The sequence below is a fragment of the Sporosarcina sp. A2 genome (assembly GCF_050858885.1).
GTDB lineage: Bacteria > Bacillota > Bacilli > Bacillales_A > Planococcaceae > Sporosarcina.
This window is the reverse complement of sequence record NZ_CP193898.1, coordinates 541,147-561,148: the sequence shown is the minus strand read 5'-3', so window position 1 is coordinate 561,148 and position 20,002 is coordinate 541,147. Positions and strand designations below refer to the sequence as shown.

Here is a 20,002-nt window from a genome sequence, read left to right as displayed (position 1 = left end):
AGAAATGATCGAAAACGTCGTAGAGTTTTTTAAGAATTTGCCTCCGAAACAGTGTGTTACTTGCGGTGAACAGATGGAAGAGCAACATGAGTGCTATCAAACAAAATGTCCTTCATGCTCAGAATAACGAGCAACTGTTATAGTTTAGATAGATTGGCTGCTACAGAACGTCAGTGAACACTGACTTCTGTGGCAGTTTTTTTGTGTGGCTAAGACGGTGTTGATTTCTGCTTCGGATGGACGCTTTCCGAGGGGCTTGATTTCAGCCGCTTCCTTCGCTTTGCTCAGTCCAGGGTCTTCAATCTTCGCGGATCCCTTCGGAGTCGCCATCCTGCGCTGAAATCAACGGATTCTTTAAGATTCAAATTTACCATTGTCATTAGAACTTTATGGCCTTGCCCTCTACATCAGGCTATGTACTAAAAACAATAGAGAGGGATGTCTTACGTCTATCGCTAATCAAACAAAAAGACCTCGCATTAGCCAAAATAGGCTGTGTGAGGTCTTTGAACATAATCAAATTCAGTTAGTCAAACGCTGCATGACACTTTCAGCTGCTGCTTTACCTTGGTCGACACAGTCAGGCAGTCCTACACCTTCGTAAGAAGCGCCAGCTAGTTCGACGTTCGGGAATGTGTTGTGTAATTGTTCTTTCGCTTTTGCGATAAGTTGTTTATGACCGACCCGGTATTGCGGACGGTCGTCTTTCCAACGGGTGACGATGGAAAACTCAGGTTCTTCTTTAATTTCGAAGATTTTTCGTAAATCACCTAGGACAATTTGTTCGATCTCATCATCGGGTAAATCGACAATGGCTTCTTCCCCGATCCGTCCGACAAATGCGCGTAATAAAACCTTACCGTCAGGTGTCGTAGTCGGCCATTTACGATTCAACCATGTACAAGCTGTAATGGAATAATCTCCACTTCTTGAAACAAGGAAGCCCGTTCCTTCCTTATCTTGAACAACAGCACGTTCAGGAAATGCGAGCGTGATTGTGGCTACAGAAGACGTCTTAATATCTTCAAGGTCTTGTAACACACCATGAGGTTCAAAGAGATGTCGTGCAACTGCATGTCCTGTTGTCAAAATGATAGCGTCTGCTTCTATGACCGAGCCTTCATTGAGTGTGACGAATGTGCGATCATCTTCTTGTTCGATTGCTTCCATACGCACACCTTTGATGAAATTCACTTCAGGCAGTTGCTCTTCCATTGCTTCCACTAGCGTTTCAAGTCCATTTCGGAATGTATGGAACGCCCCTTCCTTTTTCGCAGCATGCCCTACGTTTGGCAGTTGCTCAGGCTTTGGTTGCGTTTTCTTCATCCCAAGAATGAGGCTTCTATGTTTTTCTTCCACACTGACGAATTGAGGGAACGTCGATTCCATACTCATGTTGTCGATATCCCCTGCATACACTCCTGACAATAACGGTTCAATCAGATTATTGACTACTTCATTCCCAAACCGACGTCGGAAGAAAGCGCCCAAAGATTGATCCCCTTTAATGTCTGACCGTGGTAGGAAGAAGTCGCCTGCAGCCCGTAGTTTTCCGGTTAGCGAAAACAAGTTACTTTTTAGGAACGGTCCCATTTGAGTAGGAACTCCCATTATTGACCCACCAGGTATTGGATGTAATTCATCATTTAACAAAACATAGGACTGGCCGGTTGCATTTTTAACGAGTTGGTCAGCAATACCAAGCTCTTCTGCTAAACGGTCCATACTTTTCTTTCGTATCAAAAAGGAATCTGGACCGCGTTCAATAATATAGCCATTGCGTCGGACTGTTTGAATCTTCCCACCAAGTCGGTTTTTCGCTTCCACGAGAATGATATCAATTGGAAGATTCTGCTCTCGAATTTGCCGTTGCATGTAAAATGCCGCAGACAGACCCGTGATGCCGCCTCCCGCAATGACAACTTTTTTACGCTGTTCGTCCATTTCCTTTACACGTCCTTTTTCAAAACTTTACTTGCTTACTTTTTCCATCACAGCTTCTGCAATCGCGCCGATAAAGAGTGGATCTGTATTCGGCATTGCTGGTCGATGATACGCTGCGCCGATTTCATCGCACACAACTTTACATTCATAGTCGTTATCAAATAGAACTTCTAAGTGATCTGAAACAAAGCCGACTGGCGTGTAGACGAATGATGTATAGCCTTTTTGCTCATGCAATTCACGCGTTAAGTCTTGTACATCAGGCCCGAGCCAAGGTTCGCCCGTCTGCCCTTCACTTTGCCATCCAACTGCATAGTTTTTCACATCAGCAGCTTCTGCAAGAAGCTTAGCTGTTTCTTCAAGCTGATCCGGGTAAGGATCGCCCGCTTCGCGAATTTTTTGTGGTAATGAATGCGCTGAAACGATAAGAATCGACTTTTCACGTTCTTCGTCGCTCATACTATCGAAAGTTCCGCGAATTTTCTCTTCCCAATACTGCAAGAACTTCGGCTGCTTATACCAGCTTTCAACAGAAGTAATTGAAATACCGTATTTGTCCGCTTCTTCTTTAGCACGCGTATTGTAAGATTTCACAGAGAATGTTGAGTAGTGAGGAGCAAGTACAACGCTGACGACGTCAGTAATGCCATCTTTACTCATCTGTTCTACTGCATCTTCGATGAATGGTGTAATATGCTTCAATCCGATGTATAGCTTGAAGTCAATTTCATCTTGAGATTGGTTCAACGCATCACAAAGTGCTTGCGCTTGGCCGTCTGTAATATGTGCGAGTGGAGAAATTCCTCCGATTGCTTCATAGCGGTTTTTCAAATCTTCTAGTTGCTCAGGTGCCGGTTTACGTCCTCTACGAATATGTGTGTAATACGGTTCGATATCCTCTTCTTTATAAGGTGTTCCGTATGCCATTACTAAAAGTCCCATTGTGCGTTTTCCCATGTTTTTCACCTCAACATTAGTTTTTATTTCGCGCGAAGTTCCGCACTGTATGTGTGAATCAGTTCAGTTAGTTTCTTCAGCTTAGCAGGCTCAATTTCCGGGAATACGCCATGCCCTAAGTTAAAGATATGGCTACCGTGTGCGACACCTTGCTCAATAATCACTTTTGCACGTTCTTCAATAACAGACCAATCTGCAAGTAATATAGTCGGATCGAGATTTCCTTGAAGTGGCTTCGTTAGTCCACGTTGCCCAGCTTCTTCTATAGAAAGTCTCCAATCTAAACCAACTACATCGACAGGGAGGTCATGCCACTCGTTCGCTAAATGACTTGCACCTACTCCAAATGTGATTAAAGGAACGTTCAATTTACGAAGTTCCGTAAAGATACGTTCCATTACCGGCTTGATGAAAATACGGTAATCGGATACGTTTAATGCACCAACCCATGAGTCGAAAATTTGGATAGCAGATGCCCCAGCCTTCACTTGTGCTGTCACATAAGCAATCATTGTATCTGCAAGTTTGTCCATAAGAGCAAACCAAGCTTTTGGCTCTGACATCATTAACGCTTTCGTGCGCGCATAGTTCTTTGAAGGTCCTCCTTCAATCATATAACTAGCAAGTGTAAATGGTGCTCCGGCAAAACCGATAAGTGGAACATCCAATTGCTCTTCTGTTAAAATGCGAATCGTTTCAAGCACGAACGGAATGTCGTCTTCTGGAAGCATCGTTGTCAATTTATCGATATCCGCGACAGAACGAATCGGATTGGAAATTACAGGACCGATACCCGCTTTAATTTTAACATCAACGCCCATACCTGGAAGCGGCGTGACAATATCTTTATATAAAATCGCAGCGTCTACACCGTATTGGTCGACTGGTAACTTTGTAACATAAGCGCATAATTCCGGTTGATGTGTTATTTCTTCTAATGAATACTTTTCCTTAATTTTCATGTACTCGGGTTGTGATCTTCCTGCTTGACGCATGTACCACACCGGTGTGTGATCAATATGTTCTCCACGTGCAGCACGAAGAAGTGTATCGTTTACGATTGCCATGAACTAATTCCCCCATTCTCTTTTTACAAAACTGAATCTAATTCTATCTATTTCATGTTGCTCATCGTTTTCAATATAGACGTAAACGGTTGGGATGTATAGCAATACACACCTATTGTCATAAATTTGTGCCACATTCCGTCATCATTTTGTCATGGTTTGTTTTAGGTGTGTGAATTGTGGGAAATAACTTAACAACAATACAATTGTTTAGATAAGCCAAGGAGGATACAGAAATGAAAAACGTCTATATTACACGGGGTACTTCAGAATTCATGGAGACAATCAAAAATAAACATGCCAATGAGCGTATGATCTTAATGCACGGCAATGGAACATCCCAGCTTTACCACGAAACAGAAGGTAAAACTGTTTTTACAACACCTCAGAAATATGAAGTGGTCGCTGAATCTGGACAACTACATGAGCATGGGTTCTTTGCAATGAACAACGTAGCAGTCTCAGATGAAGGCAAACCTGTTTTTGAAAACCGTTTTAAAACGAATGTTTCTTCTATGGAAGGTACACCCGGTTTTCTTGCTTACCGCTTGCTACGCCCTGTCGGATCCGATACGTATATCATTATGACAGAATGGGAAGATGTGACTGGTTTTGATACATGGAAGCATACGCCCGCATTTGCGGATGCGTACGATACAGAACGCAGCGACTCGTTCGCAGGACCCGCTGTACACATTTTCACGAGTGCTCCATACTTAACTGTTTATAGCTCTCTTCACAATCATAACGAGGAATAATTTCTATTATGAGGCCAAGCGCCTCTTTTTTTTATTGGTCGTTATCAAACTATTGCGAGTTTCGAAACATGTTGATATACTGTATACCATCTTAACTAAAAGGAGCTGTCTTCTATGAATGAAAAGCTATACGCACTACTCGACAACTCTTTTAACGACATGGTCGATGTTCGACGCTATTTGCATCAGCATCCAGAAGTCTCGTTCCATGAAACGAATACAGCACAATACATCCAAGACTTCTACAAAAACCTAGGAATCGAGTTCCGTAGCAACGTTGGCGGAAATGGTGTTGTTGCAAGAGTCGAAGGCGGTAAACCTGGTAAAACGGTTGCGCTTCGTGCAGACTTTGATGCACTCCCTATCCAAGACCAAAAAGACGTTCCATACAAATCTACGGTTCCCGGTGTCATGCACGCGTGCGGACACGATGGACATACATCAACATTACTCCACCTTGCGAAAGCGATTCACGAGTTGAAAGACGAACTTTCTGGAACTTACGTATTCATTCATCAGCATGCTGAAGAATACGCGCCAGGGGGAGCGATTTCGATGATTGAAGATGGTTGTCTTGACGGAGTAGATGTCATCTTCGGCACACATTTGTGGTCAATGATGGAACCCAATACGATCCAATATTTGAGTGGCCCAATTATGGCTGCTGCAGATCGAATCGAAATAACTGTTCAAGGTGCAGGAGGCCATGGGGCTTCCCCTCACCAAACGAAAGATGCAATTGTCATTGCATCCCAGCTCGTAACAAACTTGCAGCAACTTGTGTCACGTCGTGTCGATCCTATTGAGTCCGCTGTCTTGTCCATCGGTTCATTTGTAGCGGACAATGCGTTCAACATTATTGCTGACAGTGCGGAACTTAAAGGTACCGTTCGAACGTTCTCCCCTGAAATCCGGGATTTAATGGAGACTGAAATCCAACGAATTGCTGACGGAACTGCCCTTATGAATAACTGTGAAATACAGGTTACCTATACCCGCGGATATCCTGCCGTCGTAAATCACGATAAAGAAACGCTGTATTTACGTGATATCGCAAAAGAAGTTCCAGGTGTGAAAGATGTCGTTGAAACGATTCCTCAAATGGGTGGCGAGGATTTTGCTTACTACTTACAACACGTCCCTGGCACGTTCTTCTTCACAGGTGCACAACCTGAACATGCTTTTCCTCACCATCATCCACGATTCGACTTTGACGAATCTGCGATGTTATCTGCAGCAAAAACGCTTGGTGCTGCCGCGCTCGGTTACCAAGCGAACTGACAATAATGCTCTGTGACCTGTTGCATGAATCGAGTCCAATTGACTATCGACTCGGTTCTTCGACAAACACAGAGCTTTTTTTATCTTAAATTCTGATTATTCCACTTTTACTGATTGCTTTCCAAATAATTTTCTATATAATAGGAGTTATTACTTATTGAGTAGGAGTGTTCAAGATGCGGCCAGTGAAAAGTACTGAAAATTATCTCATTAATTCAGATACGTTTGTTTTGCAACCGATTCGGGAGGACTATAAATTATCCACGCGAGTTATTGAGCGGAATAATGAGTTTTCCTTACCGAAAAAACCACTTCAAATCGTTAGAAACACATGCGAACTCTATGGAGCTTCATTAAAAACACGTACATTGACTGCTCGACATGCGCTTGGTAATCGTCATAAAACACCAATTATTGTGGCGCACGCGTTTGACACTCCATACATTTTTTTACCGACGATGTCTCCTAAGTCAGATGAAAACATTTGGATATCTTATCATTCCATCGTTGACTTTCAAGAAGAATCTGTTGGATGCTCTGTACAACTTGAAAATGGCTATAAAATCAAAGTGAATGTATCGACTCCGACGATGTGGCGTCAATTTGCATTTGCTGCTCTACTTGAGCGAGATTTTAGTAAAAAGCAATTTATGTTGCATCGTCCTCGAACATTTCTTGCACAAGGGGGTTCTTTTAAATATCCAGTTTCTGAAGATATTGAGTAAGTAACTCTTCTGTACGATTTCGTAAACGAACATTTAAGTACCTTCTACAATCTTGTTGTTGGTCATGCATAAACACATATTCCGTAAAAATATCGTCTGTTTTCCCTTTCACTACCGACATGTTATTTGCACGTAAATAAGCAGCCGTATTTCCAAGCTCTCGATGCACTCGTTTCGAAACATCATCTACGAGCCCTAAATACGGTTTTTTAAATTTGAAGTTTTTCTGTTCAAATACTAACCGATCTCGTTCTAAAATCGTAAGCACCATCGGTAAATAAATCATACTTTCCAAGTAAGGAATTACTTCCATCTTTAATGCAGCCATTTCATCCACTCCCTCTCGCAGAACAAGTGTTCTTATCTCTATTGTATGCCAGTGAGACTAGAAATGCAATACAAAAACAGCGTATGGGCTGGCAACTTTATGTTGCTTTTCCATACGCTGTTTGTATTTCGTTAAAACAGATTTTATTGTGGGTCACCGATGTAATGGACGGCTTTTACTTTCCAGTCTCCATCTTCTTTAGTAAGTACGGTTACTTGACGCCCCTTACTTGCTTCTTCAGCACCCGTTTCGTTCACTTTTATCGATGTTTCCATCGTAGTAAACACTTGTGCTTCCTCTTTTGAATACTTCACAATCGTTGCATCGTCCGGAGTACGTGTAAGCACACCGGTAGCTAGCAATTCTTCAGTCGCCGCACGTTCTTCATCCAAGTTATAAGTTGCAGTTGAGAGTGTGTTTAAGTATTCATCAATTTGTTGGGAATTCAACGTATCGATATAACGATTAAACGTAGTCAGAATGGCTTTTTTTTCATCTTCAGGGACATTTGCTGCTTCTTCGATTGTCTCTCCATTCAAGCTGAATCCTACGCCATCTTTATCCTTCACACCATGATCAATAGAGCCGTATTCATTACTCTTTTCTCCGTCATCCACGGATCCTTGAGTCGTTTTTCCATCCTCATTGCCACTGCAAGCAGTTAGGACAAGTGCGAGAGCCGCTGTTCCAACGAGTGCTGATAGTGTTTTCATAATTGTTCTCCTCTCATAGCAAAAGGACCATCCGAATGGAGGCCCTTTTGTAAGTAATGCATTACTTCACTTCAACCCAACCATTTTTAATCGCTGTTACAACAGCTTGTGTTCGGTCGTTCACGCTCATTTTTTGCAAAATACTTGAAACATGGTTTTTAACGGTCTTTTCAGAGATAAACAACGTTTCCCCGATAGCCCGGTTGCTCTGACCATCTGTCAACAATTGTAACACTTCGCATTCGCGCTTAGTCAACAAGTGGAGTGGACGACGAATTTCGTGCTGGTGGAAAGACCCTTTATATTCACGTTCGCTCAATCTGCGATATTCTGTGACTAAGTTATGCGTTACTTTCGGGTGTAAGTAAGAACCGCCAGCCGCTACTACTTTAATCGCTTGAACGATTGCATCTGCATCCATTTCTTTTAACATGTATCCGAGTGCGCCTGTTTTCAACGCTTGGGAAACATATGATTCATCATCATGAATGGACAAGACAATGACTTTTGCTTCCGGATACTTGTTCATGAGTTGCTCTGTTGCTTCAATACCATTCATGCGTGGCATGTTAATATCCATTAAAACGACATCTGGATGATGCTCTTCATACAATGGAAACACTTCACTGCCGTCGTCACCTTCTGCTACAATTTCGAACGAATCCTCAAATGCTAGGATACGCTTGACTCCTTCACGGAATAATTGGTGATCATCTACTATTAAGATTGTTGTCATGTTCGTTCCCTCCAGAGACTCTATTTGCCTATATTATTAGGATTAATTGGTATTTTAAAGAACAAGCTTGTCCCTTTACCTACTTCAGAAGTGATTTTAAATTCACCTTTCAACAAGGCGATCCGTTCTTTCATACCAATAATACCAAATGATTTTTCTTTTACGTCTTTTTGATCGAAACCAGAACCATTATCTTTGACGATGGCATTCATCGTTTCACGTAACCATTCTACTTTTACCCAAACATCTGGACTACTGCCGTGTTTAATGGCGTTATTCACCGATTCCTGTACTAAACGGAAAACAGCAATTTCAAAGCTGGATTCAAAACGACGATCTTCTCCTATGCTTTGAAAATGAATGTGGACATTCGGTTCATATTCCATCAGAGTGGATAGATACTTTTTTAATGTAGGAACTACGCCAAGATCGTCGATCGCCATTGGACGGAGGTCATAAATAATTCGACGTACTTCATATAATGCATTGCGGACCATCTCTTTCAAATCATTAAACTCGGCAAGCGCTTGCACAGGTCCCTTTTGTTGGTACACTTTTTCAACAAGCCCAGAGCGAATTAGAACGTTAGCCATCATTTGTGCGGGTCCATCGTGTATTTCCCGAGAAACTCGCTTTCGTTCTTCTTCTTGAGCTTGAATAATTCGAATCGCAAACTCTTGTTTATGCCGAGCTGTTTCAAGTGCTTCTCCAACATCCTTCAAATCAGAAGTAAGATACGTAACCACTGTAGAAACTTGGTTTACTAACTGGTCAGCCCGTTCAATCGTTTCTAATAGGTCCGCAAGCCGTCGATCCAAATCATCACGTTGGGTTCGTAATTGCTTTTCTTCCATTCTGTTTAGGGATAGCCTTACAAGGAGGTCATTGGCCACTTCATACGCTTTACGCACTTCTTGCTCAGAATAGTTCACAAAGTTTTTCGAGACATCAGCAAGCCTTCTACGTGAGTGACGCATCATTTCTTCAAGATGATCTCCTTCAGTTATTACCCGGGAAATATCTTCCTTCACTAGAATAAGTTCACGTTGCATGGATTCAAAACTTCGACGGCTTTGTTCACTAATCATGAAAATGTCATTTTTGGATTGATCCATTACATTCACCATGCTATCGAAGATACCTTCAAGCTTTTGAATATCAATTGCCGCCTTATTCATCGTCCTCACTCCCACTATTGCTAAAATCTCATTGTATAATCCATAGGCTATTGCGATTACTATGGATTCACTATACACTTTATTCAGTATAGCATCTTAATGCCCATAACATATTAAAATTGTATTACAGATTGAGGAGGTCTTGCAATGAGAATGGACTATAAGACTGTAAAACAACAAAACGAAGCGGAAATTGTCATTAATAAGTCTCGGTTCATCGCATCCGTAAAGCGTACAGAAACGGAGCAAGAGGCATTTGAATTCATCCAAGAGATTAAACAAATCCATTCATCCGCAACCCATAATTGTTCTGCGTATTTAATAGGTGAACACGACAACATACAGAAAGCAAACGATGATGGAGAGCCTTCTGGTACAGCTGGATTTCCAATGCTAGAAGTACTAAAGAAGCAAGGATTGAAAGATACAACGGTTGTTGTCACTCGTTACTTTGGTGGCATTAAACTTGGTGGTGGTGGACTCATACGCGCATATGGACGTTCTACGTCCGAAGGAGTTGCAGCTGCTGGTACAGTAAAACGAGTGTTACACGCTAAAATGGCTGTAGCTGTCGACTATACAGCTCTTGGAAAAGTTGAAAATGAAGTTCGACAGTCCGCATGGCCATTAGATACCATTGACTACGGTACGCATGTAACACTATTCGTATTTGTCCCGATTGCTGAACTGCAACAATTTCATGATTGGATTGCCGATTTAACGAATGGGCAAGGTGTTGTGTCTGAAAGCGGTCAGGAATTCTTGGAGTTTTCTGTCTGAAAAGGTGTACGCGATTCCGTAAAAAGAGTATACTGTTGATAACTGCAAAATTGTGCAAACTCAAATTCCATTCGACAAATATAGCCGTTGCTGTTAAATGACAACAACTCTCAGATATTGACAACTATTTCAAATGCTTTAATTTACGGGGGTAAGTGATAATTATGAAGCGAAATGAATATAAAAAAACTAAGAAGAAGACGTCCAAGCCCAGGCTCGCTTTGAAAATAGGTCTTGTAATTGCGTTTGCTCTCTTCTTGACAATCGCAGCTTATGGAGTAACTATTCATAAAAAAGCTGAATTGGCTGCTGATCGTGCGTATCAACCTATTAAAGACAGAACTCCACGCTCGATTTCTAAAGAGAGTGATGTTGAGCCCGCTAAAGACAATGTCTCTGTATTGTTAATGGGAGTAGATGACAGTGAAGATAGAAAGCAAGGTGATAGTAACAGTCGAGCAGATGCTTTACTTGTCGCTACTTTTAACCCTAAACAAAAAACTGTCAAACTATTAAGTATCCCTCGTGATTCTTACGTTTATATCCCAGAAGTCGATTACAAAGATAAAATCACCCATGCAAATGCGTATGGTGGAACAAAAGCAACAATAGAGACTGTCGAAGAAATGCTGGACATACCAATTGATTACTATCTGAAGACTAATTTTAATGCATTCATTGATGTAGTAGATGCTTTAGGCGGTGTGGAAGTAGAAGTTCCCTATGAACGAATCGAAAAAGATGAAAATGACGGTAATTCAATTCATTTAATGCCTGGCTTGCAGTTACTTGATGGACGCCATGCGCTTGCATTGGCTAGAACGCGTAAGCTCGACAATGATATTGAACGCGGAAAACGGCAACAAATGATTATTCGAGCAATGATGGATCAGGTGAAGTCTCCCGCTGCAATCACGAAGTTCGGCGGCGTGATTGATGCTCTTGGTGATAATATTAAAACAGATATGCAATACAAAGAGATGTTGTCGTTCTTAGAGTATGCTAAAGGCGGAATGCCATCCGTCGATACGCTAACTCTTGAAGGGGATGACGATTGGTCGACAGGTGTGTATTACTGGAAGCTGAACGATGAAGACCTTCAACAAAAGAAGTTGATTTTACAATCTCATCTTGGACTGATTTCATCACTCGTTCCAGATGTCGATGATGAAGCATCCGGAGGATACGACAACACTTCGAAGCGCGTTGTCATTCAACCGTCAACTGAAATGGATAGCAATTAATCACAAACCCATTAAACGCGAAAGGAGTTTTCTCCTCTCGCGTTTTTTTTAGTTGTAGACATTAGAAAAGGCTACTCTGGAAATTCCCAGAATAGCCTTTTTAGATTACTTTCCGATCATACGGACTAAGTTTAAAATTGGTCGATAGTTGGTACCGGCAAGTCCGATAATTTCTACAAACAATTCGATAGTAAGCAAGATGATGAAGAGTAACAAAATCGCTCCCCAAACGGTTGCTTGTGAGAACAACACCGCTGCAATTCCGAAAAGAATCGCGATTCCGTAAATAACTAATACGGTTTGTCGATGTGAGAAGCCTGCGCGTAATAGACAATGGTGTAAATGCGACTTATCTGGCGCGGTAATAGATTGTTTCATACGTATACGTCGAACAATCGCGAAGAATGTATCAGAAATCGGAACACCTAGCATAATAATAGGAATAATTAATGATACAACTGCCACATTCTTAAATCCGAGTAGAGCAAGCACAGAGATCATAAATCCTAAGAACAGCGATCCTGTATCCCCCATGAAAATCTTCGCTGGATGGAAGTTGAAAAGCAGGAAACCAAGTGAACTGGCCGCAAGAATCGCGGATGTTACGAGAACGAACGAATTCCCCATTATCAGTGCCATGACTGAAATTGTAATGAGTGCAATTGTCGAAACCCCTGCTGCTAATCCATCGAGTCCGTCAATCAAGTTAATAGCATTCGTTACGCCAACAATCCAAAGAAGTGTAATCGGTATACTTAAATATCCAAAATCAATTTGTCCGAGAAATGGTAAGTTAATGAAGTCAATTTGAAGATTTCCAACAGTCATTACGATAATTGCAGCAATAAGCTGTCCTAAAGCTTTCGCCTTTGCTGTGATTTCCAACATGTCATCGAAGAATCCGATAGCGATGATAATCACTGCACCGATTAATATGCCTGCAGCATGTTCATCTTTAGGTAACAAAATTGCATATCCAATTAAAAACGCTCCAAATATCGCAAGACCTCCGATACGCGGCATCACCGCTGCATGGACTTTGCGGTAATTGGGTCTATCAACCGCCCCGATTCGGAACGCGAATTTTATGACAAGTGGAGTTAATATGATGGCACCTACGAATGCAGCCGCCATTGCAAGGAATAACATGTCCTTCCTCCCTGTAGAACTCAATTTAAATTAAAGCCTACCGTATTATAACACGGCAACCGCAAGAAAGCACTCTGTGAAACATTCTTTCTATGAATAATTAGACGAATTATTCATCTATACCCGTTTTCGACAAAACTTACTCTTAACATAAAAAGGTTCTTTCGTACGTTTCTAGTCTTTTGCGCTCTTGTTTGATAAAATAGAGACGTGTCCGTTGAATGGACACTATAAAGGAGCGTTAATTATATGCTATCCATTTTTAGACGATCAAACCAAACTAGTGATCGGCAGCTAAAGAAGTACCGTAAAATTGTTGATCGTATAAATAAATTAGAAGAAAACTACGTCGACTTGTCAGACGAACAACTGGCAGAAAAAACGACTGAGTTCAAAGAGCGTCTTGAAAAAGGTGAAATTGTACAAGCGATTATTCCTGAGGCTTTTGCAGTTGTGCGTGAGGCTTCTAAACGAGTTTTACACATGCGCCACTTTGACGTTCAGTTAATCGGTGGAATGGTTCTAACTGAAGGGAATATCGCTGAAATGCCAACCGGAGAAGGGAAAACGCTTGTTGCGTCCCTCCCCTCTTACGTACGTGCACTTGAAGGTAAAGGTGTTCATATCATTACCGTGAACGACTACCTAGCGCGACGTGATTTTGATCAAATGGGCCAAATTCATCGGTTCCTAGGTCTTACTGTCGGATTGAATGTACCAATGATGCAAGGTTCCGAAAAAAAGGAAGCCTATAATGCTGACATCACTTATGGTGTCGGTACCGAATTCGGATTTGACTACTTGCGTGATAACATGGCACAACACCTGAGCCAAAAAGTTCAACGTCCGTATCATTATGCAATTATTGACGAAGTCGACAGTGTATTGATTGACGAAGCGAAAACGCCGTTGATTGTTGCTGGAAAAATGCAAGCAGACGCGGACCTTCATATGATTGCCGCACGACTTGCTAAACGATTTAAACAAGGCGTGGATTTTGATTTTGACGATGAAACGAAATCTACATCACTCACGGAAACAGGTATTGAAAAAGTTGAAAAGGCATTTGGCGTAGATAACCTCTATGACCTTGAGCATCAGACACTGTACCACTATGTAATCCAGGCTGTCCGTGCTTATGTCATCTTCAAGCGAGATGTAGATTATATCGTGCGGGATCAGAAAGTGGAATTGGTCGATATGTTTACTGGCCGGATTATGGATGGTCGTACGTTATCAGATGGTCTTCATCAGGCAATCGAAGCTAAAGAAGGTCTTCCGATTACGGATGAAAACAAAGCGCAAGCACAAATAACCATTCAAAACTACTTCCGGATGTACCCGAGACTTTGTGGTATGACAGGAACTGCAAAGACGCAAGAACGCGAATTCCGCGAAGTTTACAACATGCAAGTTATTCAAATTCCGACAAACCGTCCTCGCCAACGGATGGACCAAGAAGATTTTGTGTTCAAAACAATTGACGAAAAATACAAAGCAATGGCGAAAGAAGTCGCAGAACGTAATAAAGCAGGACAGCCTGTTCTCGTTGGAACGACATCTATTCTGCAATCTGAGAAAGTTGTCGAATATCTAGACGAGCAAAACCTCGATTATAATTTGCTGAATGCGAAAAGTGTCGAACAAGAAGTTGATTTAATTTCAAATGCTGGTCAAAAAGGACATATTACGGTTGCGACGAATATGGCTGGTCGAGGAACGGATATTGTACTTGGTGAAGGGGTAGAAGATCTTGGTGGATTATTCGTACTTGGTACGGAAAAGCATGAAAGTCGACGGGTGGATAACCAATTGCGTGGACGTTCAGGTCGACAAGGTGATAAAGGAGAATCCCGTTTCTTCCTATCGTTAGAGGATGAGATGTTCAAGCGATTTGCTAAAGAGGATATCGAAAAGTTCGAGAAAAAGGTGGAGACCGACAAAAAAGGGTTGGTACTCAACAAGGACGTCAATGAGCTAACAGAACGTACACAACGTATTGTAGAGGGTGCACATTACTCTATGCGAGAATACAATCTGAAGTTAGATGATGTTATCAACGATCAGCGGAACGTGCTCTATGGATTGCGTGACAATGTACTCGACCGTAATGATGTAAACGGACTGTTGCAAACAATGTTGAAAGAAACAACGGAGTTCGTTATATTTGATAGCTGTCCTGAAAGGGATACTGTAGATCAGTGGGATTTCGAGCGTATCGAGCGGACGATGAATGCACTGCTCAAAATGCCAGTTGAACTACCACGTACATTTGAAAAACCAACACAAATTGTTAAGTTCTACGCTAATCCTCTCGACGAATTGGTTGCATACATTCAATCCTTTGAGGATAATGAGCAAGTGAACCAACTTATACCTCAAGTTATGCTCAGTCATATCGATACGATGTGGGTCAAGCACTTGGAAGTGATGACGAGGTTAAAAGAAGGAATTGGACTTCGTTCGTATGGACAAGAAGATCCGATGCGAATTTATCAGCGTGAAGGGTTAGAACTCTTCGGGAAACATTATCAGAAGCTGAGACGGGATATCGCTTATGAAGTAATTCAGTTCATGAAAATCCTAACAGATCAGCAAGAACAACAAACAGAGGAGGTTAACTCATGAAATTTCTATCTATGTTCAAAAAAACAGAGAAGACAGGTAGCGACAGCACAATCGGCTCTGAAGAACTAATGGCCGGCACTGGCGGTCCAGCTGGGGATGAGGATATTGAAACAGCTCTATCCCTTCACCCATCTTGGGAATTGCCACAGGAGCAAGAGTACGTATTCCGCTTCCTAGCGAACGAACTTGAGCCATTGAAACAGAACCAGATTTCGTTATCAGGTATCGATATTGACGTTGAGCCAGCTACAGAAGAATTTCTTGTGAAAGCATTCTTCCGTTCTTCTCTTGACCAGACGATCACGGTTGGTGAAGTTGAATTAATGCTCATGGATGAAGAAGGTAAAACAATTGGATCTCAACAATTCGATTTAGGCGAACTTGGTGAAATTCAGCCACGTAGCGCACGTCCTTGGGTATTCGTTTTCACAAAAGATAACTTATTCGTCGAAGAGCCGCCAAATGAAAATTGGAAACTTGCGTTCAACGTACAATCCATGGTTCCTCACAAATTAGAATTAGAAGAGTCTTGGGAAACAAGCTTGCCTGCTGAACAAAAAGCTGCACTTGAGGAAGTTGTTAGCAACTTACCTAAATTGAAGCCGCGTGAAGTGAATATCGCTGGATTCCAAGTAGCTAAGCAAGAAGACGGAAGCATTGCAGCATCGGTCTTCATCCGCAATGGCCATTCCAAGCAAATTAATATCGAAAAGTTGCCACTGGAACTAATCGATGCATCAGGTGAAGTCGTAGCGAGTGGTTCGTTTGACATCGGTTCACTTCCTGTAAATGCCAATACAACAAAGCCTTGGACATTCGTTTATCCATCAGAGATGATTTCAAAAGAAGAGCCTGATTTCTCCCGCTGGACAATTCGTGTACCCCAGCAAACTGCATAAGTAACACTTCCCCGTACAACTTCGGTTGTACGGTTTTTTTATGTGGATTTACTTGGATTCTTTGTGATTTGGCAGGTGCAATTATGTCTCGTTATCGATAAATTCCGCGGAGTGTCGGAGAAATCCGAATTTGTGATGAAGAAACATCTCCAAGTGAAGGAGAAACCGCGTGAGCTGTCCGACAACTCTAGCGTTATGATTAAGAAGCCCTTTCTCCATACAAAAAGACTGCCCCTAGGGACAGCCTGTTAAGCAAATCTTCTTCGATTACAACTTCAAATCCGTAATAACTGTTACATCTGGATGATCCAGTAAGTACGTCACTGGCCATTCAGTTGAAACTTCACCTGCGAATAGTTTTTCAAGTGCTGCACGCTTTTTCTCACCAAACGCGACAACAATCAATTTCTTAGCTTGCATAATTGAAGAAATTCCCATCGTAAGTGCAGTAGTAGGCATCGTTTCATCTTCAGTGAAGTATTGGCTATTCACTTCAATTGTTGACTCTGTTAATTCCACTACATGTGTAACTGATTCTGGCGATGTACCCGGTTCGTTAAACGCGATATGCCCATTCTCCCCTATTCCGAGGAACTGAATGTCCAATGGGTTTTCTTTCAATAACGTTTCGTATCGAACACATTCGGCATCTAAATCTTCAGCCATACCATCTTCGATATGCGTTTCTTTGAACGGTTTCGTTGAGAATAGATGTTCCTTCATATAATGCGCATAACTGTTCGTGTGCGTTGCCGGAATACCGATGTATTCGTCTAAATTGAACGCAGTTACAGTCGTGAAGTCTAGCTCAGAAGCTCTCATTTTCTCGTAAACTGGCTCCATAGTACTCCCTGTTGCTAGGCCAAGCACATGTAGACGACCTGCTTGTAATTCTTCACGTACCAATTCCAAAACTTTTTCCGCGCCTTGCACCTTGCTATCGACAAGAATCGTTTGAATGTTTTCCATAGTTTTTTACCAACTTTCTTAAATAGAAGTTCCTTCATTGATTAATTGTAAAGCGTACTGCTTCGTCGGTCAACAAACGGCCTATATTCAAGATGTTCCCTAAACCCTTCAACTACACATGAAATTTCCTATCAGTTTCATTTGTCAAAAATGTGGTGTACCTATGAACAATCTGTGAACTCCCTCCTAAAGACCAAAGTATTAGGGAAATCCCTAGTATTTTAATTTCTGAGATTCAATATGATAAAAGTAGTTCTTAAAGAGCACGTATACACCAACTAAAGGCGGTGAGGGAAATGGCAAAGAAGCACACTAACAACGATGTCCCTGTAACAGAGGCATCTTCGAATTTAAAAGGAACGTTCATAATGGTTATGATTCTAGGAGTTTTAATGGTTGGTTCATGGTTTGGCGCTTATTGGCTTTTCATTTCAAGATAACAAGATCAGAAGGGAGCAAGTATTATGCATTTGCACAAGTATGAGAAAGTTTGGCTCGTGTTCGGTATGGCCTCATTAGTTATTTTTCTTTTAATTATAGGATTTGCAGCATTTTGGAAAGGGACTCACCCACAGAGCCACTTGGAAACGATTGACCAGAACAATGTGGAAGCACATGATTCTTTCAAGCCTGAAAATTTAGGTCTGACTGAAGTGGCTGACGGTAAATATAAAGTCAATATCGTCGCTTCAGCATTCAACTACGATTTCGGCATTGATAAAGACGAAAAGCCTGTTAAGACAATTCGTGTGCCACAGGGATCCACAGTTCTCTTTACAATTACATCCAAGGACGTTGTTCATGGATTCCAAGTTGCTGGAACAAATGTCAACATGATGGTTGAACCTGGACATATTAGCCGTTATGAAGCGGTTATGAAAAATAAAGGCGAGTTCACAATCGTCTGTAACGAATATTGCGGCATCGGTCATCACCAGATGTTTGGAAAGGTAGAGGTGTATTAATATGGACGGAACTGAAAACAATCTACGTTTATTCCCCAAAAAAGATGCACGACTCTATATGTCTTTCATGTATGTCACGTTCGTTTCGCTACTTGTCGGAGGGCTCATGGGCCTCTTGCAGACGTTTGTACGATCCGGTAGATTCACTCTACCTTTCAACATTAACTACTATACGATTTTAACCGTTCACGGTGTCATTCTTGGACTCGTTTTAACAACATTCTTCATTCTCGGATTCCAGTTCGCTCTCATGGGGAAAACTGTCGGAATTACAGATAAACAGCGGAATGCCGGTTGGGTCTCATTTTGGATGATGCTCGTTGGTACCGTTATGGCTGCAGTCACAATCTTAGTTGGCCAAGCAAATGTTTTGTACACATTCTATGCACCACTTGCAGCACATCCAGCCTTCTATTTCGGACTCGCATTCGTCATCATCGGTAGTTGGATTGGCGCTTTCACAAACTTCCGCCAGCTTTACGTCTGGAAAAAAGCGCATAAAGGTGAAAAATCACCATTACTCGCGTTTATGGTCGTTATTAACATGCTTATGTGGGTTATTGCATCTCTTGGAGTTGCAACTTCAGTAGTTATTCAATTCATTCCTTGGTCACTGGGCTATACAGAGACGATCAACGTGCTCGTGAGTCGTACTTTGTTCTGGTACTTCGGCCACCCACTTGTCTACTTCTGGTTACTCCCTGCTTACATGGCATGGTATGCCATCATCCCGAAAATCATCGGTGGGAAGCTATTTAGTGATTCGCTTGCTCGTCTTGCCTTCATTCTACTTTTAATGTTCTCAATTCCAGTCGGCTTCCATCACCAATTGACAGAGCCTGGAATTGACCCGACTTGGAAGTTCATCCAAGTAGTTCTTACTATGATGGTTGTTATTCCTTCATTGATGACAGCCTTCTCGATCTTTGCAACGTTTGAGATCACAGGACGTAAAAAAGGATTCAGCAGCCTATTTGGTTGGTTCAAGAAATTGCCATGGGGCGATGTACGATTTTTCGCACCGTTTGTAGGAATGGTTGCATTCATCCCTGGTGGAATTGGCGGCATCATCAACGCATCCCACCAAATGAACGCACTTGTCCACAATACCATTTGGATTACAGGTCACTTCCACTTAACGGTTGCAACGACAGTTATTTTGACATACTTCGGTATTGCTTACTGGCTCGTACCTCACTTAACAGGTCGCCGCTTGACGAAGCAACTAAACAAACTTGGTATCATTCAAACGATTATCTGGACAGTCGGTATGACAATCATGTCTACTGCGATGCACATTCAAGGACTTCTTGGAGGACCTCGTCGTTCTGCATACTCTGAATATGCTGGTGGTGCACAGGTCGATACATGGATTGGTTATCAACTTGCACAAGCAGTTGGTGGTACTATTCTCTTCATTGGTATTCTTTTAATGACATATATCTTCATTAAGCTTACGTTCTTTTCTCCTCGTGGTGTTGAAGAGTTCCCGATTGCAGCTGAAGACGAAGATGCACAAGTTACACCTAAGATTCTTGAAAACTGGTATTTGTGGGTTGGTATTACGATTGCACTCATCGCATTCGCCTATACAATCCCAATGATTGATATTATTAAACACTCTCCTCCAGGATCCATTCCATTCAAATGGCCCATTGGAAGAATGTAAAAAACATCCGGA

Annotated in this window: 21 protein-coding genes; 11 read left to right on the top strand and 10 right to left on the bottom strand. The window is 41.8% G+C overall.

Going from position 1 to position 20,002, the window contains the following annotated elements; all coding sequences use genetic code 11:
- Positions 1-4: 4 nt before the first annotated feature.
- A complete protein-coding gene (gene yhfH / locus ACRPI0_RS02405) occupies positions 5-127 on the top strand; it encodes a protein YhfH (protein WP_081760271.1) in 123 nt (40 codons plus the stop codon).
- 17 nt (positions 128-144) lie between these two features.
- Here yhfH and ACRPI0_RS02400 read toward each other — a convergent pair whose 3' ends face one another.
- The 4 genes from ACRPI0_RS02400 to hemE form a co-directional block, all read right to left on the bottom strand.
- Positions 145-330 (bottom strand): hypothetical protein, encoded by a 186-nt coding sequence (locus ACRPI0_RS02400; protein WP_432354562.1) that lies wholly within the window; start codon positions 328-330, stop codon positions 145-147.
- Positions 331-522: 192 nt separating this feature from the next.
- Complete coding sequence (gene hemY / locus ACRPI0_RS02395) at positions 523-1,944, bottom strand: protoporphyrinogen oxidase (RefSeq protein WP_432354561.1); 1,422 nt, start codon at positions 1,942-1,944, stop codon at positions 523-525.
- 27 nt (positions 1,945-1,971) lie between these two features.
- Positions 1,972-2,901: a ferrochelatase gene (gene hemH, locus ACRPI0_RS02390; RefSeq protein ID WP_432354560.1), complete on the bottom strand. Its 930-nt coding sequence runs from the start codon at positions 2,899-2,901 to the stop codon at positions 1,972-1,974.
- Positions 2,902-2,924: 23 nt separating this feature from the next.
- Positions 2,925-3,968, bottom strand: coding sequence for a uroporphyrinogen decarboxylase (gene hemE, locus ACRPI0_RS02385; protein ID WP_432354559.1), 1,044 nt, complete (start codon positions 3,966-3,968; stop codon positions 2,925-2,927).
- 236 nt (positions 3,969-4,204) lie between these two features.
- Here hemE and ACRPI0_RS02380 point away from each other — a divergent pair, with 236 nt between their 5' ends.
- The 3 genes from ACRPI0_RS02380 to ACRPI0_RS02370 all read left to right on the top strand — a co-directional run bounded on the left by ACRPI0_RS02380 (position 4,205) and on the right by ACRPI0_RS02370 (position 6,732).
- On the top strand, positions 4,205-4,726 hold the full coding sequence (locus tag ACRPI0_RS02380) for an antibiotic biosynthesis monooxygenase family protein (RefSeq protein WP_432354557.1): 522 nt from the start codon (positions 4,205-4,207) through the stop codon (positions 4,724-4,726).
- 114 nt (positions 4,727-4,840) lie between these two features.
- Positions 4,841-6,007: a M20 metallopeptidase family protein gene (locus ACRPI0_RS02375; RefSeq protein WP_432354556.1), complete on the top strand. Its 1,167-nt coding sequence runs from the start codon at positions 4,841-4,843 to the stop codon at positions 6,005-6,007.
- A 176-nt stretch (positions 6,008-6,183) separates the two neighbouring features.
- Positions 6,184-6,732 (top strand): competence protein ComK, encoded by a 549-nt coding sequence (locus ACRPI0_RS02370; protein ID WP_432354555.1) that lies wholly within the window; start codon positions 6,184-6,186, stop codon positions 6,730-6,732.
- Here the strand turns inward: ACRPI0_RS02370 and ACRPI0_RS02365 are convergent.
- The 4 genes from ACRPI0_RS02365 to ACRPI0_RS02350 all read right to left on the bottom strand — a co-directional run bounded on the left by ACRPI0_RS02365 (position 6,701) and on the right by ACRPI0_RS02350 (position 9,687).
- Entirely contained in the window at positions 6,701-7,060 is a 360-nt protein-coding gene (locus ACRPI0_RS02365; protein ID WP_432354553.1) for a hypothetical protein, read from the bottom strand. The genes ACRPI0_RS02370 and ACRPI0_RS02365 overlap by 32 nt on opposite strands.
- A gap of 143 nt (positions 7,061-7,203) precedes the next feature.
- A complete protein-coding gene (locus ACRPI0_RS02360) occupies positions 7,204-7,773 on the bottom strand; it encodes a nuclear transport factor 2 family protein (protein ID WP_432354552.1) in 570 nt (189 codons plus the stop codon).
- A gap of 61 nt (positions 7,774-7,834) precedes the next feature.
- Positions 7,835-8,509 (bottom strand): response regulator, encoded by a 675-nt coding sequence (locus ACRPI0_RS02355; protein WP_432354551.1) that lies wholly within the window; start codon positions 8,507-8,509, stop codon positions 7,835-7,837.
- A 20-nt stretch (positions 8,510-8,529) separates the two neighbouring features.
- Positions 8,530-9,687 carry a sensor histidine kinase gene (locus tag ACRPI0_RS02350; RefSeq protein WP_432354550.1) on the bottom strand — a complete coding sequence of 386 codons (1,158 nt, stop codon included), beginning with the start codon at positions 9,685-9,687 and terminating at the stop codon, positions 8,530-8,532.
- 147 nt (positions 9,688-9,834) lie between these two features.
- Between ACRPI0_RS02350 and ACRPI0_RS02345 the strand changes: the two genes are divergently transcribed.
- Both ACRPI0_RS02345 and ACRPI0_RS02340 read left to right on the top strand, forming a co-directional pair.
- Complete coding sequence (locus tag ACRPI0_RS02345; RefSeq protein WP_432354549.1) at positions 9,835-10,467, top strand: YigZ family protein; 633 nt, start codon at positions 9,835-9,837, stop codon at positions 10,465-10,467.
- Positions 10,468-10,631: 164 nt separating this feature from the next.
- The gene (locus ACRPI0_RS02340) at positions 10,632-11,711 is read left to right on the top strand and encodes an LCP family protein (protein WP_432354547.1); all 1,080 of its coding nucleotides are present in this window, start codon (positions 10,632-10,634) and stop codon (positions 11,709-11,711) included.
- 105 nt (positions 11,712-11,816) lie between these two features.
- Here the strand turns inward: ACRPI0_RS02340 and ACRPI0_RS02335 are convergent, their stop codons facing one another.
- The gene (locus ACRPI0_RS02335; RefSeq protein WP_432354545.1) at positions 11,817-12,860 is read right to left on the bottom strand and encodes a glycosyltransferase family 4 protein; all 1,044 of its coding nucleotides are present in this window, start codon (positions 12,858-12,860) and stop codon (positions 11,817-11,819) included.
- 249 nt (positions 12,861-13,109) lie between these two features.
- On the opposite strand from ACRPI0_RS02335, the gene secA2 reads away from it, so the two are divergent.
- Entirely contained in the window at positions 13,110-15,488 is a 2,379-nt protein-coding gene (secA2, locus tag ACRPI0_RS02330) for an accessory Sec system translocase SecA2 (RefSeq protein WP_432354544.1), read from the top strand.
- Positions 15,485-16,387: an accessory Sec system S-layer assembly protein gene (locus ACRPI0_RS02325; protein WP_432354543.1), complete on the top strand. Its 903-nt coding sequence runs from the start codon at positions 15,485-15,487 to the stop codon at positions 16,385-16,387. The genes secA2 and ACRPI0_RS02325 overlap by 4 nt, the downstream gene beginning before the upstream one ends.
- 267 nt (positions 16,388-16,654) lie before the next feature.
- Here ACRPI0_RS02325 and ACRPI0_RS02320 read toward each other — a convergent pair whose 3' ends face one another.
- A complete protein-coding gene (locus ACRPI0_RS02320) occupies positions 16,655-17,347 on the bottom strand; it encodes a glucosamine-6-phosphate deaminase (protein ID WP_432355866.1) in 693 nt (230 codons plus the stop codon).
- Between the two features lie 305 nt (positions 17,348-17,652).
- Here ACRPI0_RS02320 and ACRPI0_RS02315 point away from each other — a divergent pair, with 305 nt between their 5' ends.
- From ACRPI0_RS02315 to ACRPI0_RS02305, 3 genes are read left to right on the top strand one after another with little or no spacing between them, the layout of a single operon-like run.
- Positions 17,653-17,796 carry a cytochrome c oxidase subunit 2A gene (locus ACRPI0_RS02315; RefSeq protein ID WP_432354542.1) on the top strand — a complete coding sequence of 48 codons (144 nt, stop codon included), beginning with the start codon at positions 17,653-17,655 and terminating at the stop codon, positions 17,794-17,796.
- Positions 17,797-17,820: 24 nt separating this feature from the next.
- On the top strand, positions 17,821-18,321 hold the full coding sequence (locus ACRPI0_RS02310; RefSeq protein WP_432354541.1) for a cytochrome c oxidase subunit II: 501 nt from the start codon (positions 17,821-17,823) through the stop codon (positions 18,319-18,321).
- Position 18,322: 1 nt separating this feature from the next.
- Positions 18,323-19,990, top strand: a complete 1,668-nt coding sequence (locus ACRPI0_RS02305; RefSeq protein ID WP_432354540.1) for a b(o/a)3-type cytochrome-c oxidase subunit 1 — start codon at positions 18,323-18,325, stop codon at positions 19,988-19,990.
- Positions 19,991-20,002 lie beyond the last annotated feature (12 nt).

Coding starts and splice junctions, on each gene's coding strand:
- hemH (WP_432354560.1), bottom strand. CDS start 2,901: ATGGGAAAACGCACAATGGGACTTTTAGTAATGGCATACGGAACACCT.
- ACRPI0_RS02360 (WP_432354552.1), bottom strand. CDS start 7,773: ATGAAAACACTATCAGCACTCGTTGGAACAGCGGCTCTCGCACTTGTC.
- yhfH (WP_081760271.1), top strand. CDS start 5: ATGATCGAAAACGTCGTAGAGTTTTTTAAGAATTTGCCTCCGAAACAG.
- hemY (WP_432354561.1), bottom strand. CDS start 1,944: ATGGACGAACAGCGTAAAAAAGTTGTCATTGCGGGAGGCGGCATCACG.
- hemE (WP_432354559.1), bottom strand. CDS start 3,968: ATGGCAATCGTAAACGATACACTTCTTCGTGCTGCACGTGGAGAACAT.
- secA2 (WP_432354544.1), top strand. CDS start 13,110: ATGCTATCCATTTTTAGACGATCAAACCAAACTAGTGATCGGCAGCTA.
- ACRPI0_RS02335 (WP_432354545.1), bottom strand. CDS start 12,860: ATGTTATTCCTTGCAATGGCGGCTGCATTCGTAGGTGCCATCATATTA.
- ACRPI0_RS02315 (WP_432354542.1), top strand. CDS start 17,653: ATGGCAAAGAAGCACACTAACAACGATGTCCCTGTAACAGAGGCATCT.
- ACRPI0_RS02350 (WP_432354550.1), bottom strand. CDS start 9,687: ATGAATAAGGCGGCAATTGATATTCAAAAGCTTGAAGGTATCTTCGAT.
- ACRPI0_RS02340 (WP_432354547.1), top strand. CDS start 10,632: ATGAAGCGAAATGAATATAAAAAAACTAAGAAGAAGACGTCCAAGCCC.
- ACRPI0_RS02380 (WP_432354557.1), top strand. CDS start 4,205: ATGAAAAACGTCTATATTACACGGGGTACTTCAGAATTCATGGAGACA.
- ACRPI0_RS02305 (WP_432354540.1), top strand. CDS start 18,323: ATGGACGGAACTGAAAACAATCTACGTTTATTCCCCAAAAAAGATGCA.
- ACRPI0_RS02310 (WP_432354541.1), top strand. CDS start 17,821: ATGCATTTGCACAAGTATGAGAAAGTTTGGCTCGTGTTCGGTATGGCC.
- ACRPI0_RS02365 (WP_432354553.1), bottom strand. CDS start 7,060: ATGGCTGCATTAAAGATGGAAGTAATTCCTTACTTGGAAAGTATGATT.
- ACRPI0_RS02370 (WP_432354555.1), top strand. CDS start 6,184: ATGCGGCCAGTGAAAAGTACTGAAAATTATCTCATTAATTCAGATACG.
- ACRPI0_RS02355 (WP_432354551.1), bottom strand. CDS start 8,509: ATGACAACAATCTTAATAGTAGATGATCACCAATTATTCCGTGAAGGA.
- ACRPI0_RS02375 (WP_432354556.1), top strand. CDS start 4,841: ATGAATGAAAAGCTATACGCACTACTCGACAACTCTTTTAACGACATG.
- ACRPI0_RS02400 (WP_432354562.1), bottom strand. CDS start 330: ATGGCGACTCCGAAGGGATCCGCGAAGATTGAAGACCCTGGACTGAGC.
- ACRPI0_RS02345 (WP_432354549.1), top strand. CDS start 9,835: ATGAGAATGGACTATAAGACTGTAAAACAACAAAACGAAGCGGAAATT.
- ACRPI0_RS02325 (WP_432354543.1), top strand. CDS start 15,485: ATGAAATTTCTATCTATGTTCAAAAAAACAGAGAAGACAGGTAGCGAC.